Raw genomic sequence first — 17,280 nt, forward strand, 5'->3', positions numbered from 1 at the left:
GGATAGCCCTGCTGCTGAGGGAAGCCCTGCTGCTGAGGATAGCCCTGCTGCTGAGGGAAGCCTTGCTGCTGAGGATAGCCCTGCTGCTGGGGGAAGCCCTGTGGCTGCTGGGGATAACCCTGCTGCTGAGGGAAGCCCTGCTGCTGGGGATAGCCCTGCTGAGGCTGCTGAGCGTAGAGGTTCGGGAAACCGCTGGCGCCCATCTGCTGTGCCTCCTCGGGATGCTCATAGAGCGAATTGAGCGAGTCGGCCTTGCCTGCGTCCTCATTATTGAATGGGTTTGCAGCGTCAACATCGAAGCCGCTTGCGAACTCGGCGGGAGCGCCAAGCTGCTCGGGAGCCTCATCGTAGCCGCTGAGGAAGTCGGGAGCTGCCGAAGCGGGAGCGAGACTTGCTGCGGAAACTGCCTCCTCGGGGGAGAGCACCACCTGACAGCTGCTGTTGTCCACGCTTGAATTCACAAGCAGTGAGATAGCCTCGTCCTCGGGTTTAAAGTAGCTGTAATCATCAAGTGAGATAACGATCATCTGCTTAGCGATGACGTGCTTTGCGGTAATAGCGGACATGACCGCTATCCTTTCCGCGGGGACCTCCTCTACAGTACCCTCATTGATGGATACCGTGGAAACTCCCGAATAGATATCGCCCGAATCGGCGACGATAAGGCAGAGACAAGCGTCATACGACGCAAGCTCGGGCCTGCTGTGTTTTACTGTTTCCGCGAAATTCTTGGCTGTGTTGTAGAGAGAACCTATTTCCATAACAAACACCACTTTTCTTAATTTATTAAACGCTTATGCGTTTTGGGATCAGACGTTCTTTTCGAGCATAGCCGCTTTTCTGTCGGCGGCTGCCTTCTTGTTTTCTGTGACCCTTTTATTCACAAGGTCGATCCTGTCCTTCAGGAGGTTCTCGTTATAGATACATGAGAGCGAGATATCGTCCTCTGTACCGAAGCGCGACCTCTTGGTGAGGTTATTGCATATTATCTCCTTGAAGGTATCGATATTAACGAGCTGACTTGTGATTATGGTATGATAATCGAGGAAGTCGTGCTCGCTTCCGAATGAGGTATAGAGGCCGTCGGTAGAGCCGTACAGAGCTATGAGCTTCCTGTTGGGAGCGTAGAAGCTGCTGAACAAAGAGGCTGCATTTGAGTTGCAGACCGAAGCCGTGACATTGGCGGGGGCGGACTCGTTGTATTCCATGGGCATTACAGCCCTTCCGTCCTCAAAAAGCGCCACAAGGCTTCCGTCGCCGATCTGTACGCCGAAGGTATAGTTATCACCCGATATACCTGCAACGAGGGTAGAGCCGTAATACGACTCGGGAGGGATAGCCTCAAACTCCTCGGGGGTGAATTTACTTTTCTCCTCATCGGTAACGGGATTTTCAGCCAGATGCTTTTCGACCTTCTTATTCCAGTTTGAGATTATCTGCTTCTCGATATTTTTGATAATGAGCTTATGGTTGGCGGGAAGGTTGGCCTCCAGCGCCTCGCGGTCCTCGTAGAACCTGTCGATGGCTTCTATGGTGGCCTCAACAGCGAACTTTGAGCCCAGGTGGCTCCTGAAGTGCTTTTTGCTTCCGTGGCCGTCGGCAACTACAGCGACAGCGTAGTGGTCGCCCACCTTGAAAGCAGAGCTGTCCTGACAAACCAGATTGGTCTTTTCATGGCTTGCGCCCATGACCGAATGGCTGAAGCCGTTAAACATGATTATTCAGTCCTCCTAACGAAATATTGCGATATTATTACCAGCCTGTATCGAAGGGGACGTCATCTCCGTCGGTCTGGGTGCTTACCAGCTCCTGGATCTGCTGACCGAGAAGCTTCTGTTTAGCTGCGAAAACATCCTCCTCACCCAGCTCGTGAGTGGTATCGTCGGAGAGAGTCATACTCTTGCTTCCGATCTGTGAAGATGTAACAGCGATTATCTTTATCATCTGAGCCAGCTGTCCGCCTGAATAAGCGTGAACGACTGTATCCTTGGAGCCTGTGAACTCGGCAAGGATATTGTCGTTTGCCTCCTGACCGATACCGAGAGCGGCCTTGAGGCCGAACTTATACCAGCTGTTGGTCTGGAGCTCTCTGAGTCCCTCCTTATAGTCGTCCGAGGGATAACCGTCGGTCATAAGGAATATAACGGGGGCGAAAGAGAGAGAGGGCGAATTCAGGAAGCTGTTTCTTGACATTCTGTGATTGAGCTCCTTGAATGCAGCGCCCATGCTTGTAACGCCGCTTGCACGGAGTCTTGCCCACTCGAATTCTTCTATCGGGATAGGTGTGGAGTACATCCATCTTACCTCTGTAGAGAAGGTGAGGACGGCCACCTTGACCTCGGTATCTGCCTCGCCGACGCGGCGTATCTCGGGGATAAGCTCCTCCATAACGGTATTGAGCTCGCCCATTTTCTTGCCCTTCATTGAGCCTGACGTATCGATCAGGAAGAAGATAACAAGGCTTTTCTTTGAAACGCTTGTTGCGCTGAGGGGATCGTCATCGAAGTCAAGAATACTATCGTCGGATACGGGAGCGGGAGAAACTGTTTCTGCTGTATCGAAGTCGTCCAGAGGAGAAACGTTCAGGTTTTCGTTCACTTCCGGTTCTGTAACATGTTCATTGCTCATAATTTACATACATCCTTTCAGTAATACTGCTTTGGGAAAGCAGTTCAGATCTTAGCTTTCACTTCGCCGAAATCGATCTCGAGCCCCTGCCATACGGGGAAGCCCTTTCCCGGGGCGATGTCGTAGAATACTCCGTCGGGCATCTTAGCCTTCCACTGCCTGTCTGAGCAGTTCTTGATACCCAGTACGCCGGGCTTCAGCTTATTCTCTACCAGCTCGCCGGCGATGGCTGTGAAGTCATCGGATTCGGGGCTTATCTCGCAGGTATAGAACTTGCAGCCGAGGTACAGGGGAGTACGGTAATCGCGGTTGCTGAATCCGATGGTAACGAATTCCATACCGCACTTGGGGCACTTGAAGGTCTTTTCGTTCTGATGGATGAACATCGAACTGAAGTTTGTCCTTCCGCAGCCGCACTGTATTATCTCCGACCTGAGGCGGATGAACAGCTTCTGCCATTCATTCTCTATTATACGCTTTGTGGGATCGGTGATACCTGTTGTGAAGGAGCGTATGAAGGCGTCCTTTATATAATCGGGGTATATCCTCCAGAACTTGATGATATTGTCGTGTATGCCTCTTACGGGACGGTTTGAATCGTCGTTGGGGTCATATACGAAAACGGCGTTCTGGCCGTAGTGCTTCAGCTCTGAGGATTCTGTAAGGCATACATCGCGGACCACCTTTTCTCCCTCCATGGGGTCGCCTCTGAAGAGGAGCTTGAAGAGCACTACTGCGAGGGAATACTTATCCGTCTGGACATTCGGCTGAGCGATGCCTCTGACGATCTCGGGAGCCATATATCCCGGTTTGCCGCCGATACCGAAGTTGCTTCCGTCGGGGGCGATGTTATCACAGTCGCAGACAAGAACGGCGCCTGTGTTCACGTTGATGAAGAAGCCTCCGTCGTTAAGGTCCTGATAGCTCTTGCCTGCACGGTGGAGCTGTCTGAATGCGTTTACGATATTGATGACGCAGGTGACCATAGCGCTGAGGGTGTTGAATTTTACGGGGCGCTTTACCGCACGTCCCGTAAGCGGGTCGATCTCCAGCTTGTAGGTATTGAGGATATCCACGAAGGAATCGAAGCCCTCGGGCTTGAGCTCCATGATATATCCGAATGTACCGTCCTCTGCCTCCTTGGTGAGGTATTTCGGCCAGAGGAACTTATTGCTGGGGGGGCCGTCATTTATGTTATTCTGGAGATTTTTGCGGAATGCGGCCGGCTTTGCCATCTTATTGATGTCGTACCATTTCAGCGCCCATTTCTGGCCGTTGAAGCGTACCAGGTAAACGATACCCTGACCGCCGCTGCCGATGACGCTGAGGACTTTGGCCTTGCCGCCGAATTCCATCTCGACCTCCTGACCTATTTCAAGCTCTATCATATGATCTCATCCTTTCCGCTGTTAGTCAAGCTCATATTCTTCAGCCGAGGTCACGAGGGCGTATCTTATTCCGGTGGCCAGACAGTATTTATGAACGTATGAGTTTTCGATGCAGTATATAGTAAGATTGGGGCAATACGAGAATGCGTTGGCGTCGATGAACTTAATGCTCTCGGGGAGGTAGAGCTTCCTGAGCTTTTCACAGCCCGAGAAGGCTTCCGCGCCGATGCTGCTGACGCTTGGCGGTATCTCGATGACTTCGAGGCTTGTACAGAAAGAGAATGTACTGTCCTCGATCTCCAGCACGCCGTCGGGTATCTTTACCACGACCAGGTTCGCGCACTGGCTGAATGCGCCCTGCTTGATTATCCTCAGACCCTCGGGGAGCTCCAGACCTCTCAGGCGCTTGCACGAGGAGAATGCGTATTCACCGATGGCAAGCAGTGAAGATGGGAGCTTGATGGTTCTGAGGGAGCCGAATCTGTCGAAGCAGAAGGCGTCAAGCTTTGTATATCCGTCGGGGATGGTGATATTTCCGCTGAGCCTGTATTTGAAGGCATTACGGGGAGTAAATACCATCTCGTTGATATCCACGGGTTTCTTTTTGGTTTCGGTCTCCTTCTTTTCAGAGCCGTTTTCATCTTCGGGGAGGACCTTCAGATGTGACTCGTAGGGCCAGCCCAGCAGGTATGTATAGCAGGCGATGACGAATTCCGAAGCGTTTTCCGCAAGGAACAGATCGCCGAGCATATAGCTCTTTGCCTTCATGACAGCTATCTCGCGGTTCTTATCTCCGAGGAGGATCTTCAGGATGCCCGTGCGGTACATATTAATAAGTAAGCGGCGTTCCTTGTCGTAATCGGGGATATGGTCGCTGAGAAGTCCGATGAATCTGTCTTTATTCATAACAGCGCGGGGGCCGTAATTGACTACGATAGACCTTAGCTCTCTCTGGAATTCCATTGTATTCTCAAAGCCTTCGATATTCTGCGGGACAGGAGCACCGCATTCGGGGCAGGCAGTAAGCTTCGGGTCAAGTTGTGCGTTGCATTTCTCGCATTGCATGGTCTCTCCTCCTGACATAAAAATATAGCAGCGCAATAAAATGCGTTTTTATATTGTTATCACGAATAGTATAGCACTTTTCCATTTTAATGTCAAGCAAAAAGGGCTTTGCGGACAAAATTTGAATTATCTTTTACAAAAATGGAGACGGTTGTTTGTGCAATATTGAAAATGCTTTTACCCTGCGTAATATCGGCTTGAAATATTATCATTCCCTCCGGGCGCGTCTTAATACTGTAAATAAATGAAGCAAAACAACTTTAGGTATAAAATTGATTAAATTGCATATAAAATTTTTGATTTTTTTGTACAGGGCGGCAAGAACGGATTTGCAAAATACAGTTGAAATTAAGTCAGAAATGTGATAAAATGGAGTATGGATATCAATGTGTAGCCTGACAGGGGTGTTACCGCAAGCTAAGACATTCAGGAACATTATCAGCATAAAGGGTCGCGGCAGGTATCCTGCGGTAGAACAGGCTTAATTGATCATAAGGAGGTTCAGTGTTATGAACAAGAAAAACAGAAGAGGTGTTTTCAAGGCGTTCACTGCCTGCACTCTGTCTGCGTTCATGCTCCTTTCGAGCGGATGCGGCAGCAAGAGCGGCAATCCCAACGCTGACGAAGACGGCACCATCTATGTTATCGGCAAGCAGCAGCTCAGCTTCTGGGACGATGTAAAGAAGGGCGCTGAGGACGCAGGCAAGGAGCTTGGCTATAATGTCGTTTACAGTGTTGCCAGCGGCGATAACGACTATTCGACACAGGGAGATGATATCCAGAAGGCTATCAAGGAAAAGGCAAAGGCCATCGTTATCGCTCCCAACGGAAAGACAGAACTCAATGACGCTCTGAAAAGAGCAGAGGACAGCGGTATCAAGATCGTTTATATCAACTCGAGAGCAGAATACAATGACGCATTGACTCTGGTGCGCTGCTCCGACACCGAAAGCGGTTCATTGGCTGCAAGAAGTGCTGTAAAACTGCTTGAAAAGGATGATCCCGAGCTGAAGGGACTCAAGAACGTTGCTATCATCGGTCATACAGCGGCAACGGCAGAAGATCGTATTTCAGGCTTTATCAATACCTTTACCAGTCTGGCTGAGGATGGCATAGTTAATATGAATGCCAAAGAGAACAATGCTGAAAAGACAAAAAGCGCTCAGGTAGAGGCATATAAGAAGAGCATAATCCTCGGAGCTCAGTGCGCTAAGCGTGACAAGGCAAAGGAAGAAGCTCTGAAGATACTCGAGGCTCATCAGGGAGAGATCTCCGTAATGTACGGAACCAATACAAATACTACCCTCGGTATCTGTGATGCTGTAAGCAGCATGGATCTTCAGGATGATATTCTCGTTATAGGTTTCAACTCCGATGCAGAGGAGCTGGGCTACATCAAGACCCACGTCCTTGACGGAACAGTAATACAGAATCCTTACATGATAGGATATGTCGGCGTAAGATTCGCAAAGAAAGCTATCGCAGGCGAAAATCTTCCCACAAGACTGGAAACGGGTGCTTTGTTCGTTGACGCTGATAATATTTCCAACGACTATGTTCAGCTCATGCTCTATCCCGATAAGGCCGGAGAAATCGCAAATGGAGGTGAGGGCTAATGGCAAAGAATAAAAAGTCAAAAGGATCGGGCGCATATATATTTGCGGGTATCCTTATCGCTATAATCTATATTATCAACACCTTCCTCGTTGAAAAGATCTACTGGGGCAACCAGGAGGTATCCAGAAAAACGGGAAGAGCCATGAATGCCCTTAACAGAATAAACGATGAGCTCACGTCCATCAATATGGATACTCTCAGTATCGCGGCAGGACTCATAAGCCCTGATGAAATGGGAATAGTCATGGGCGATACCAATAAGAGATACGGAAATATCGTTGCTTCAGAGCATCAGTTCGAGTCCATTGACGGCCTTTCGGAAGATGTAAAGAACAGATATAATTACGCTAAGGCTCTTATTACGGCTTATAAAGAAAAGCTTGACAGCCTCGGAACAGAATCTGTCGGCGATGAGGAAAAGATGAATTATATCCTGAAGCAGGATATCTATCCTCTCCAGACCACCGCTTCGGAAATGCTCGTTGCTACCATCGACGTTGTTAACGTTGATACCGAACGAATGAGCAAGCAGAATACAAAGATGGCCTTCGGTCTCATGACAGCAATGATGATCGTTGCTATCCTCGGTGAGATCGCAGTATGGCTCTTCGCAAGGAGAGCAAAGAAGGCTCGACTGGAGCTGGAGGAGCGAGAGAAGAACCTGGCAGAGGTAGACGCAAAGCTGAAGGCTACACGTCAGAAGGCCAGCGACCTTGCTGTTATGAACGTTCTTACAGGTATGAAGAACCGTTACGCTCTCGACAGCGACATAACAGACAGACTGGAATCAGGCAGATTCAATATCGCGGTATTCGATATGGATAACTTCAGAAGCATCAACGATACCTACGGCTATGACTTCGGCGACGAGTACCTCGCTTCCGTAGCTGAAAAGCTCAAGGAGGAGTTCAGCGAGGTTGCCGAGATCTACAATATCACAGGCAACGAGTTCTGCTTCGTATTCAATTCAAATATCTCCGAGAGCCAGGCAATGGGTATCGCGCAGAATATCCAGCGCGTAATGAGCAGCCCCTACGAGGTGCTCAACCTTGCGGTGCAGCTTCCCTGCTCGGGCGCTGTTTACCACTACCTGCCCGGCGACTGCCTCAACGTAAACTCACTGCTTGTCAAGCTTGATACAGCTCTGAGAAGCGTTAAGATGAACGGCGGTAACATGATCAATACAGTAATGAATATGTAAGATCGCTTACAGAACGGCTGTCAGAAATGGCAGCCGGTCTTTTTTTGCCCTGATATGGTGATTTTATATTGACAGAGAGTATGAAAAGTGATAGAATATACATACTGAATAATGAAAGGCAGGTGTCCATGGTGAAAAAATATGCGGTCTACAGCTCTCCTACGGGAGATTACTGCTACAGATATGCGGATTCCGCAGAGGCTCTCGAGGGAACAGGCTTCGAGGAAATAATCACCGAGGAACAGCTGCCTGTGGTATTTGACGGCAGGGGCGGCTATTATCACTTCAGGCCTGACGAAAGGGGCTTCAAGAAGGTCATCGAGTCCGACAAGGAGTACCCGCTGGAGCTGGAGGAGATGTACAAGCTCAACGACCCCGGGTTCAAGCTGGGGTGGATATCTCCCGACGGGGATACCTATTCCTGCGCCTTCACCAACCATAACAAGTGTGCGCAGATGATAGCACGGAAGTTCTATCCGGGCTCGCGTTTTCCCGAGAGGACGCTGGACAGGAACGGCTGGCTCCAGGTAATGGACTCCTGGGACGGCACCCGCGAGCATCACGGCCAGTTCGTGTATACCGAAAAGGGATCTATCACCAGGAGACAGGCGGACAGGCTCTTCGATCTGGGACTGTATAACAACTCGGAGGTGCAGAAGCTGATAAAGGACAGCGAGAACGACTGGTAAAGCATATCCATTGGGCGGTTTACATAAAACCGCCTTGTTTTTTGTGCAGTTTTTTTATTGACTATATTGCCGATATGGTGTATAATTATTTTATATCATACTCGATAAGTGCGTGCGGAGGAGCCTCCCGTGAGGCCCCCGTGATCGGGTGTTGCAAGGAGGATATAGTTATGGCTGAGGCAAGATTTATCAAGACAGTTACCTTCGGCGGATATGAAAAGGAATCCGTGGTAAAGAGAATGGAATTTCTCAATACACAGGTGCACGACCTCAGAAACGAGCTCAGGGAGTCAAAGCTCCTTCTGGAAGCTTACAAAAAGGGATCGGATCAGGAAAAGGCGCTGGAATCAGTGCTTTCGGAGGAGAGAGCAAAGCTCACACAGGTCCAGGTCCAGAACAACACCCTCAATCTGAAGCTGAAGGCTACAGACGACGAGAACAGCAATCTGGCACAGGAGCTCAAGGATCTTAAAGCCGAGATCGCCGAGCTGAAGGACAAGCTGAAGGCTGCCGAGTCAAAGTGCGCGGCACTTATGGCTCAGGACGAGGCCATGGCTCTCAGCAATGTTTTCATAGAGGCGCAGAAGTCCTCGGCTATGCTGGAGGGCACCGCAAAGGCAAAGGCTGCCGAGATAGAATTCAAATCAAAGAAGCTGGCAGAGGATATAGTCTCAGACGCTAACGTTGAGGCTGAGCAGATAATATATGAGGCTGAAAAGAGCGCCGCTGAAATGATCGCGGAAGCCAAGAACAAAACAGAGCAGATGGACGTAGCCTCAAATAACCTCAGAGCTGCCGCTCTTGAGGACGTGGACGTACTGAAAAAACAGGTGGAATTCATGGCAAACGCCTTCGAGACTCTCCGCGACGAGGGCATAGAGAGACTTGCCAGAGCCAGGGAACTCCTCGGCGATACCGAGAATACCCTTAAAACCGGCGGAGTACCTGTATTCAAGGCTCCTCAGGTGTTCGAGCCCGAGCTCCCCGAAAAGCCCGTTACTCTTTCCGAGAAAATGCGTGAGGACTCCAAAAACGAGGAGGAAAGACGCAGAAAGCAGGAGGAACTGGATAAGCTCAGACAGATGGCAGAGTCCATCGGGAGTAAAAAAAGCGACTCCGATAAGGATACAGCTGAAGAAGAAAAAACTGCTCCCGCAGATGACGGAAAGCAGCAGGGAACAGAGGAAAAGCCTGCCGAGGGCGAGAAAAAGGGCGGAAAGATAGATCTCGCTGCCCTTGCGGCTAAGGCTAATTCCATTGGAAAGAAATAATTGGGGAACACTTTTTGAAATGCGGTAAGGAGTTATTATAGTATGAGTGAACTTATCATTGTAAAACCCGAAAAGTGCGTTGGCTGTAACGCCTGTGTAAGAGAATGTCCCGCGCCCGAGGCCAATATGACCAAGCAGCTCGAGGACGGAAGATTTATCACTATGGTAAATCACGATAAATGTATCGCCTGCGGTGAGTGCGTAAAGAAGTGCAATCACGGGGCAAGAGACTATATCGACGATACGGACGAGTGCATCGCAGATATAATCAAGGAAAAAATAATTATCATGGCTTCACCTGCCATAAAGACCATTCTTCCCACCAAGTGGAAGGGCGTTCTGGACTGGTTCAAGAAGCAGGGATGTACCATATTCGACGCCTCCTTCGGTGCGGATATATGTACATGGGCTCATCTCAGGACGCTGGATCAGGACAAGATAGGCAATATCATCTCACAGCAGTGTCCCGCTATCGTAAAGTATGTGGAGATATACCAGCCCAAGCTCCTCCAGAACCTGTCGCCCATACACAGCCCCGCTGCCTGCAGCGCCATATACATAAAGAAGTATCTGAGAAGAAACAATCCCATAGCCTACATCTCGCCCTGTATAGCAGCGGCAAACGAGGCAAAGGATACAGAGCTCTTTGACTATAACGTTACTATCAAGAAGCTCCTTGAGTACTTCGACAGGAACGATATCAACATACCCATAGATACATCTGATGAATATGAGTACAAGTTCGACGAGCTCCAGGGACAGATGGGATCAATATACTCCCGTCCCGGCGGACTCAGGGACAATCTGTGGCTCAACGATCCTGATATGAACATCACCAACTCCGAGGGTGTCCACAAGGTGTTCGGAGAGATAGAGCTGTACAGCAAGATGCCCGAGTCAAAGCACCCCAAGGTATTCGACGTGCTCTCATGTGAGTACGGCTGTAATATAGGCCCTGCTTCAGGTACAAAGCAGACAGGCTTCGACGTTATGACAACCATGCGTGCTATAGAGAACGAGGCCAAGGGCCGCCGCAAGTCCACGGGTATCATGGGCAGAGGCGACGACAGGCTCTTCAAGAAGTTCGACGACGAGCTGAGAGTGGCAGATTTTCTCAGAAATTACAAGCCCTCCATGCCCACTCCCATACCCAGCGTTGCACAGCTGGATCCCATATTCAAGAAGATGGGTATGCACACCGAGGAGGACAGAAAGTACGACTGTCACGCCTGCGGATACGATACCTGCAAGGATATGGCTATCGCTATCTACAGAGGCCTCAATACTCCCGATAACTGTATCGTTCACGCAAAGTCGGTGCTCCTTGCGAGACACTCCGCACTCAACAGGCAGAACGAGCAGCTTGACGAGATAACCGCAGAATGTCTTGAGCTCTCCGACAAGCTGAAGGAGAACGTTGCAAAGATCAACGAGAATATGCAGAACATCGGCGAGTCCACCACGGCTACCAGCGAGAGAGCCGCAGTGGTAAAGGATCTTCTTGAGAATGTCGTTACCTTCTGTAATGACAACTCAACTATGGACGCCGACAGCGTTTCACAGCTCATATCTATACTTGAGACCACTATCTCGGCTTTCAGCGCCCTTGATGATAATGTCAGCAGGACAAACGAGAGCTCAGAGACCATAAACAAGTCCATAAACGATATCATTGCCCTTGTGGGCGAGATAAACGGAGTTCTCGGCAAGACAGACAACAAGGAAGAAAAGTCTGACGACGGGAAAAAAGAGGATAAGGACGAATAAAAGCAGCCCCGATACAGTAAGTATCGGGGCTTTTTTTCTGAGTACTCAGTCATTTACAGGGAGTTACCGTTCCATGTAAATATTATTTTTTATCTGTAATATTCTCCATAAGATTCGGGAGATCGCTGAGCCATTTCAGCTCGGGGACGGCATGGTCTATGCTGCCGAAGCCGTAGGCCGCGTGTATAAAGCTGATGCCTGCCTGTTCAGCGGCGTCGCAGTCTCCCTGTATATCGCCGACGTACCATGCTCTGTCAAGGCCGTTTCTCTCCACCACAAGAGCTATATTATCCCCCTTGCCCTTGAGGTTGTTGCCGTAGCACTCGATATCGTCGAAATACCGTTCAAAGCCGTAGTGCTCCAGAAAGGCTTCTATGTAGCCGCTCTGGCAGTTGCTGACTATATACAGATGATATTTTTTGCCGAGGCAGATAAGAGTCCGCTCCAGGTCGGGGTAGAGAACTCCGCCGTGTCTGCGGAGATAGTCGTTTTCATGCTGGCAGCACAGGTCAAGTATCTCCATGCGCTTCTTTTTCGGATAGTCCGCAAAGAGGATATCGGCTATCCTGTCCATGGTGAGACCCATTACGCTCATTACGTCCTGCTTTGTGATATCGGCGCGGTCCAGTCCCAGCTCCCTTATCTTTTCCGTCCATGACAGGGCTACATTCTCCGAGGAGTCCCAGAGAGTGCCGTCCATATCGAATATAAGGCCTTCTTTCATATTCCCTCCACCATTCTGCTGTATATTTCTCCAAGCTGCACTCTGTCGTGCTTTATGTCGTCAAGTACCGTTATCCTGCCTGCTCTGACAGTGCGTGCCTTTTCCCAGATATCGGCGAACATATCCTCGGTTATGCCGTATGAAACGGGGTTGACGTCCAGGCCGTAGGTCTTGAAAAAGTCCAGCATTCCTCCGGGGTCCTGTCCCTGGAATATGCAGGCGGGTATGCTGCCCAGAGCAACTGCGATACCGTGGGATATCTTTACATCGGGGTAGTATTCCTCGATGGCGTGTGCAAAGAGGTGCTCGCTGCCGCTGCAGGGCCGTGAGGAGCCTGCTATCTCCATGGCAAGGCCGCCCATAACGAGAGCTCTTGACAGTATCCTTATGAATACGCGGCTCTGCATATTCTTTTCGTCGCAGTGATACACCGAGTCGTAGCTCATACGGCTGAGGGCGTAGGCGAAGTCGTCAACGCGGGTATTGGTCCTTGCCGCCGAGAGCTTCCAGTCGTAGAGAGCCGTATGCTTTGCGATGGTATCGCCTATACCCGAGAGAGTCTGTCCCACGGGCGCGTTTATTATCATGTTCGTATCCACGATAATGGCTGTGGGTATCTTGCACTCAATGGTCTTGCGGGCCTTTCCGTAGGTCTCCAGCACGGAGAAGGGGGAGGCAAGGGAGTCGTTGCTCAGTGAGGTGGGCATACATATATATACCGTCTTGCTGATATGAGCGGCGTATTTGGCGGTATCGAGGACTCGTCCGCCGCCTATGCCTATGATTATCTTTATGTCCTCAACGCAGACCTTCTTTGCAATGGCAACGGCTTCATCGAAGCTTGCGCTGCCCATGGCGTATATCTCCGCATTGCCGAAATCGCGGCTGATATCGGTTATCTTGTCCTTGTAGATGCCTATGAGGAATTCCTCTGATATGATAATTGTCTTCTGACCCATAATTTCGGGGAGATATCTTCTTACTATCTCGTCGGAGTGGAAGAAGGCGTCCTCCTCCACAGCCAGACATATTGGCAGATCAAAGCTTGTTTGCCTGTTCATAATATCACCTCTGTTATTGTATTATACCATAATCCGCAGGGATTATCAATACGGATATCCTATAAAAAACTGCCCTCTTGTAAAATTACAAGGGGGCTCTGTTATAGAAAAAATCAGCTATAAAGTCTTTGGAAAAGGGGTTCGGGGTGACTCCCCGCAGTGCGGGGAGATGTCACGAAGTGACAGAGGGGACGCGCCTCCGTCAGAGGAGAACCTTTCCTCAGAAAGGTTTGTCCCCGATAATTACGCATAACTTCTATATAAGCACCACAGTTACAGACTGTGTTTTTTTATTGTTCGGGGTTTTTCAGTTCGTTGCGGAGGTGGATAGTGATATCGAGACAGAAAACGTCGTTGTCCGTACTGATATCCACATTACCGTCGTATTTCTGAACGGTATTGATGATATTGGCAACTCCGAAGCCGTGGAGCGACTTATCTGTTTTTGAGGTAACGAGCTGATTCTTACCCTTGAAGCTGACTGCGCTGAACATAGGGTTTGAGATCCTGACAAAGAAATAGCCCTGTCTGAAATCCGAATCTATGGTTATGACTTTCTCTCTGCCCTCGGTGTCCTTTGAGCAGGCCTCGATGGCGTTATCCAGCGCGTTTGAGAAGACAACGGCGCAGTCCGAGTTCTTTATGCCCATTGTAGGGGCATAGCCGTTGAATACTATCCTTGCGCCTGTTTCCTGTGCCTTTTCGTCCTTATCCGTGAGCAGAGAGTCGATGATGATATTTCCCGTATCGAATTTATTCTTGTGCTTTATTGAAAGCTCCTCGATATCGTTGATATACTCCATTGCTTTTTCGTTCTCGTTTTCGGATATGAGACTTCTCAGGCAGAGCAGATGGTTCTTGAAATCGTGTCTGAAGGCTCTGAAGTCGGAATAGAGCAGATTGATCTTGCGGTAGTATTCCACCTGATTATCCATCTGCTCCGACAGCAGAGCGGAAATGGTCCTCTGCTTATGAGCGGAAATGGTTGTGGTCATGATGGATATGAGCACCGCTATGAGACCCAGCATGGTAGGTATCATTAGGATACGCGCCATAGTCTGATGACGGGAATCGAGAGACGCCCAGATGAATATATTTATAAGATAGGCAAGGAGAAGTATCCCTGCGTACTGGAGCTTTGGTATGGAGCTCAGCTCCTGTCTTACAGCAGGTGCGGAGTTCCTTCTTCTTATCAGTATCACAAATGCCAGAAGCAGTGCGGCTTCAAATATGAAAGCGACTATGGAGAGCAGACTGTCATTTTTGATGAACTGTGCAAATATGGTAGAGTAGGTCTGGCTGGTTATTAGCGAGAGCAGACAGACATACATGATATTCAGCCTGAATTTTCCGAATATGATGGAATAGGCAATAAACTTTCCGAATATAGATAGTATGACCAGCAGAAGACGGGTGATGAAGAAGGCTGACAGAGTCTTTACGTCCATAAGTGGCAGTGAAAGCGCGGGAACGAGCAGTATGATGAAGGTCAGCAGCTTTCCGCATTTTCTCTGATGTCCCGTGGTGATGGTTATTACCTCGGTGATGATATAATTCAGAATGATGTTTGCCGCAACACAAAGTATCTGCATATCGTTTACCCGTCAGAAAGTATAGCGCTTGATGAAGTCTGTGAAGGCTTTTTTGAAAGCTGTCAGCTTCATTTTGCTTATGAGGGCGCGTTCGTTGTTATCGAAGAGTATACTTGTGGAGGTATGGGAGGTTATATGCCTGAAGCCCACCAGATAGGTCCTGTGTGAGCGGAAGAACATATCCTGCGGCAGCTTCTCCTCTATCTCCGCCAGAGTGCCCTTATACAGCACGCTGTCTTCGTTGTCTCTTATATAGCAGTATTTGCCCGAGGCCTCCACATATACGATATCCTTGATGTTTATCCTCTTGTTTGCCTCATCTGTCTTTACCAGTATATAATTGCTGTCATCAAGGTCGTGGAGGAAGCTGTCCATGGTATCGGTGAGCTTTTCCATATCTATTGGCTTGACAAGGAAGCGGAAGGCGTTTACCTTGAAGGCGTCGAACACCACATGAGGATAGCTTGTCAGAAAGACTATGGGGATATCTATGTTCTTCTTCCTGAGCTGGTCGGAGGTCTCGAGACCGTCAAGTCCGTCCATCTGGTAGTCCATAAAGATTATGTCATGCTTAATGTTGCTTGCGAGCAGGTCACGGCCCGAGGTGTAGTCGTAGTAATCAAGGTCAACGTGGCGCTGCATGGAATATTTGTCGAGATGTTCTTTGAGCATTTTGTGGAATTGAATCTTGTCATCACAGATAGCAACTTTCATAGTTCAGCTATAATACGGTATATAGCCGTATTATCTCCTTTCGTAAGTTTTTTGCGTGATCTTTTGGTCTGTTTACTCCCGAAAAACGCCCGCTCACTCCTTTTTTGTTGTTGGCCGCGGGATACGTTGCTATAATAAGCACATAGTAAAGAACACGAACCGAAAGGAGGAAGAAAAATGGGCAATTTTCTGGAGTGGCTCTTCAATGGCAGATAATCGTTATATAAGGGGTAACGATATGAGATTGTGATAAAACTAAAAACAATTGTTGCAAAACATACATTATTATTTTATCATTTAATATCTCTTTTGTCAATAGCCGACAATTACATACAGAGGCAGACCCGCACATTTATATGTGCGGCGTTTCCATAAAATAACGTATACACGTTATTATCCTACGAAAAAATTTTTTCGTTATCACATATCAAAGGAGGCAAAGGATATGCAGATAATTGAAAACCAGTCGCTGATATTACATAATCTTTTATCGTACAAGACCGAACTGCGTCTGAAGGATATCCCCGAGTTTATAAAACATATGCGCGACAGTCTCAGTGTTCTCAATATAAAGTCCAACAACAAATTCATATTCAGGATCACTGATGACGACACTTCCGAAAAGAAGATATCCGCAGAGATACTGATACCCATTGAGGGTGAATTCACCGCAGGCGACGAATACACTCTCAAGCCTGTTTTCAAGCTGATAAACGCGGTGTCGCTGAGACATGAGGGAGAGATATCCTTTATAACCGATTCAAGCGATATGCTACGGAAGTATATAAGCAATAATTCCTACGAAGCCATAACCTGTCCGTACTACAGGATAATCCGCTCGGACAACGAGCACGACTGTATAATAGATATCTACATAGGTATAAACGGCAACACACTTTAAGGAATAATATAAAGGGAAGGGACCTCAGCGGCAGCGAGCCGCCGGAGGTCTTTTTTCTTGTTATGCCGGGCAGAGAGTATGGCGGGATAACGTTTCCGGTCACAGGCCTTTGGCGGGAGCTGAGGTATGGCTGAAAAGCCCCCTCGGATACAGATAACGTAAAATAGCCGAAAAAGCATTTTTTCGTTTGCTCACTCTTAAAAATTTCCCGTTTACTCCTTTTGGGTTGTATTGAACGGCACATGATGGTAATATATGCTTGTAAGGTTCAGAGAGAACAAAAAACACTCGGGACCGACACAAAAAATACTAAGTGAAAGGAGGAAAAATAACATGGAATTCAAGATGAACGAAGTCAAGGTAAACGACATCGATATCCTTGAGGAGACAGAGGCTCCTGCATTCGGAATCTTCTGCGGCGGCGGCTGCTGGGGAATCGGATGTGCATTCTGATGATGCGGACGTAAGCTGAAACAGATCTTAGAACCGGAACACAAAACCTGATGAAAGGAGGGGACTATACATGGATTTTGAGATCGAAGAAGTTAAGATCGATGAGATCGAAGACGTAAAGATTGAGGAGGTAGACGTCCTCGAAGAAACAGAAGCACCCGGGTTCGGTTTTTTCTGCGGCGCAGGATGCTGGGGAATAGACTGAAAAA

At 48.7% G+C, this 17,280-nt stretch carries 15 protein-coding genes and 1 pseudogene; 7 read left to right on the top strand and 9 right to left on the bottom strand.

Annotated features, from left to right (window positions below):
• The 5 genes and pseudogenes from Q0Y65_RS14920 to Q0Y65_RS14940 form a co-directional block, all read right to left on the bottom strand.
• Positions 1-761: pseudogene (locus Q0Y65_RS14920) on the bottom strand (hypothetical protein); the annotation flags it as partial.
• Between the two features lie 48 nt (positions 762-809).
• Positions 810-1,715 carry a PP2C family serine/threonine-protein phosphatase gene (locus Q0Y65_RS14925; RefSeq protein WP_297960743.1) on the bottom strand — a complete coding sequence of 302 codons (906 nt, stop codon included), beginning with the start codon at positions 1,713-1,715 and terminating at the stop codon, positions 810-812.
• A 37-nt stretch (positions 1,716-1,752) separates the two neighbouring features.
• A complete protein-coding gene (locus tag Q0Y65_RS14930) occupies positions 1,753-2,628 on the bottom strand; it encodes a VWA domain-containing protein (RefSeq protein WP_297960740.1) in 876 nt (291 codons plus the stop codon).
• Between the two features lie 44 nt (positions 2,629-2,672).
• Positions 2,673-4,016 (bottom strand): serine/threonine-protein kinase, encoded by a 1,344-nt coding sequence (locus tag Q0Y65_RS14935; RefSeq protein WP_297960737.1) that lies wholly within the window; start codon positions 4,014-4,016, stop codon positions 2,673-2,675.
• Positions 4,017-4,037: 21 nt separating this feature from the next.
• The gene (locus Q0Y65_RS14940; RefSeq protein WP_297960734.1) at positions 4,038-5,081 is read right to left on the bottom strand and encodes a leucine-rich repeat domain-containing protein; all 1,044 of its coding nucleotides are present in this window, start codon (positions 5,079-5,081) and stop codon (positions 4,038-4,040) included.
• Between the two features lie 509 nt (positions 5,082-5,590).
• Between Q0Y65_RS14940 and Q0Y65_RS14945 the strand changes: the two genes are divergently transcribed.
• The 5 genes from Q0Y65_RS14945 to Q0Y65_RS14965 all read left to right on the top strand — a co-directional run bounded on the left by Q0Y65_RS14945 (position 5,591) and on the right by Q0Y65_RS14965 (position 11,626).
• Complete coding sequence (locus tag Q0Y65_RS14945) at positions 5,591-6,697, top strand: substrate-binding domain-containing protein (protein WP_297960731.1); 1,107 nt, start codon at positions 5,591-5,593, stop codon at positions 6,695-6,697.
• Positions 6,697-7,899, top strand: coding sequence for a GGDEF domain-containing protein (locus Q0Y65_RS14950; RefSeq protein WP_297960729.1), 1,203 nt, complete (start codon positions 6,697-6,699; stop codon positions 7,897-7,899). Before Q0Y65_RS14945 ends, Q0Y65_RS14950 begins: the two co-directional genes overlap by 1 nt.
• 128 nt (positions 7,900-8,027) lie before the next feature.
• Positions 8,028-8,588, top strand: coding sequence for a hypothetical protein (locus tag Q0Y65_RS14955; RefSeq protein ID WP_297960726.1), 561 nt, complete (start codon positions 8,028-8,030; stop codon positions 8,586-8,588).
• Between the two features lie 170 nt (positions 8,589-8,758).
• Positions 8,759-9,859: a plectin gene (locus tag Q0Y65_RS14960; protein WP_297960722.1), complete on the top strand. Its 1,101-nt coding sequence runs from the start codon at positions 8,759-8,761 to the stop codon at positions 9,857-9,859.
• A gap of 42 nt (positions 9,860-9,901) precedes the next feature.
• The gene (locus tag Q0Y65_RS14965; protein WP_297960719.1) at positions 9,902-11,626 is read left to right on the top strand and encodes a [Fe-Fe] hydrogenase large subunit C-terminal domain-containing protein; all 1,725 of its coding nucleotides are present in this window, start codon (positions 9,902-9,904) and stop codon (positions 11,624-11,626) included.
• 82 nt (positions 11,627-11,708) lie between these two features.
• Here the strand turns inward: Q0Y65_RS14965 and Q0Y65_RS14970 are convergent, their stop codons facing one another.
• From Q0Y65_RS14970 to Q0Y65_RS14985, 4 genes are all read right to left on the bottom strand, one after another.
• Complete coding sequence (locus tag Q0Y65_RS14970) at positions 11,709-12,350, bottom strand: HAD family hydrolase (RefSeq protein ID WP_297960716.1); 642 nt, start codon at positions 12,348-12,350, stop codon at positions 11,709-11,711.
• Positions 12,347-13,411 carry an iron-containing alcohol dehydrogenase family protein gene (locus Q0Y65_RS14975; RefSeq protein WP_297960714.1) on the bottom strand — a complete coding sequence of 355 codons (1,065 nt, stop codon included), beginning with the start codon at positions 13,409-13,411 and terminating at the stop codon, positions 12,347-12,349. Before Q0Y65_RS14975 ends, Q0Y65_RS14970 begins: the two co-directional genes overlap by 4 nt.
• 290 nt (positions 13,412-13,701) lie before the next feature.
• Complete coding sequence (locus Q0Y65_RS14980) at positions 13,702-15,003, bottom strand: sensor histidine kinase (RefSeq protein WP_297960711.1); 1,302 nt, start codon at positions 15,001-15,003, stop codon at positions 13,702-13,704.
• A gap of 12 nt (positions 15,004-15,015) precedes the next feature.
• Positions 15,016-15,717, bottom strand: a complete 702-nt coding sequence (locus Q0Y65_RS14985) for a LytTR family DNA-binding domain-containing protein (protein ID WP_297960708.1) — start codon at positions 15,715-15,717, stop codon at positions 15,016-15,018.
• Between the two features lie 445 nt (positions 15,718-16,162).
• On the opposite strand from Q0Y65_RS14985, the gene Q0Y65_RS14990 reads away from it, so the two are divergent.
• A complete protein-coding gene (locus Q0Y65_RS14990) occupies positions 16,163-16,618 on the top strand; it encodes a hypothetical protein (RefSeq protein ID WP_297960705.1) in 456 nt (151 codons plus the stop codon).
• Between the two features lie 523 nt (positions 16,619-17,141).
• On the top strand, positions 17,142-17,276 hold the full coding sequence (locus Q0Y65_RS14995; RefSeq protein ID WP_297960703.1) for a hypothetical protein: 135 nt from the start codon (positions 17,142-17,144) through the stop codon (positions 17,274-17,276).
• The last annotated feature ends 4 nt before the right edge of the window (positions 17,277-17,280 follow it).

Origin of the sequence: uncultured Ruminococcus sp. (assembly GCF_947301925.1) — a bacterium.
Taxonomy (GTDB): Bacteria; Bacillota; Clostridia; order Oscillospirales; family Ruminococcaceae; genus Ruminococcus.

What these genes read in the sequence shown, in the direction of transcription:
- Q0Y65_RS14925 (WP_297960743.1), bottom strand. Translation starts at nt 1,715, where the DNA reads ATGTTTAACGGCTTCAGCCATTCGGTCATGGGCGCAAGCCATGAAAAG.
- Q0Y65_RS14930 (WP_297960740.1), bottom strand. Translation starts at nt 2,628, where the DNA reads ATGAGCAATGAACATGTTACAGAACCGGAAGTGAACGAAAACCTGAAC.
- Q0Y65_RS14935 (WP_297960737.1), bottom strand. Translation starts at nt 4,016, where the DNA reads ATGATAGAGCTTGAAATAGGTCAGGAGGTCGAGATGGAATTCGGCGGC.
- Q0Y65_RS14940 (WP_297960734.1), bottom strand. Translation starts at nt 5,081, where the DNA reads ATGCAATGCGAGAAATGCAACGCACAACTTGACCCGAAGCTTACTGCC.
- Q0Y65_RS14945 (WP_297960731.1), top strand. Translation starts at nt 5,591, where the DNA reads ATGAACAAGAAAAACAGAAGAGGTGTTTTCAAGGCGTTCACTGCCTGC.
- Q0Y65_RS14950 (WP_297960729.1), top strand. Translation starts at nt 6,697, where the DNA reads ATGGCAAAGAATAAAAAGTCAAAAGGATCGGGCGCATATATATTTGCG.
- Q0Y65_RS14955 (WP_297960726.1), top strand. Translation starts at nt 8,028, where the DNA reads ATGGTGAAAAAATATGCGGTCTACAGCTCTCCTACGGGAGATTACTGC.
- Q0Y65_RS14960 (WP_297960722.1), top strand. Translation starts at nt 8,759, where the DNA reads ATGGCTGAGGCAAGATTTATCAAGACAGTTACCTTCGGCGGATATGAA.
- Q0Y65_RS14965 (WP_297960719.1), top strand. Translation starts at nt 9,902, where the DNA reads ATGAGTGAACTTATCATTGTAAAACCCGAAAAGTGCGTTGGCTGTAAC.
- Q0Y65_RS14970 (WP_297960716.1), bottom strand. Translation starts at nt 12,350, where the DNA reads ATGAAAGAAGGCCTTATATTCGATATGGACGGCACTCTCTGGGACTCC.
- Q0Y65_RS14975 (WP_297960714.1), bottom strand. Translation starts at nt 13,411, where the DNA reads ATGAACAGGCAAACAAGCTTTGATCTGCCAATATGTCTGGCTGTGGAG.
- Q0Y65_RS14980 (WP_297960711.1), bottom strand. Translation starts at nt 15,003, where the DNA reads ATGCAGATACTTTGTGTTGCGGCAAACATCATTCTGAATTATATCATC.
- Q0Y65_RS14985 (WP_297960708.1), bottom strand. Translation starts at nt 15,717, where the DNA reads ATGAAAGTTGCTATCTGTGATGACAAGATTCAATTCCACAAAATGCTC.
- Q0Y65_RS14990 (WP_297960705.1), top strand. Translation starts at nt 16,163, where the DNA reads ATGCAGATAATTGAAAACCAGTCGCTGATATTACATAATCTTTTATCG.
- Q0Y65_RS14995 (WP_297960703.1), top strand. Translation starts at nt 17,142, where the DNA reads ATGGATTTTGAGATCGAAGAAGTTAAGATCGATGAGATCGAAGACGTA.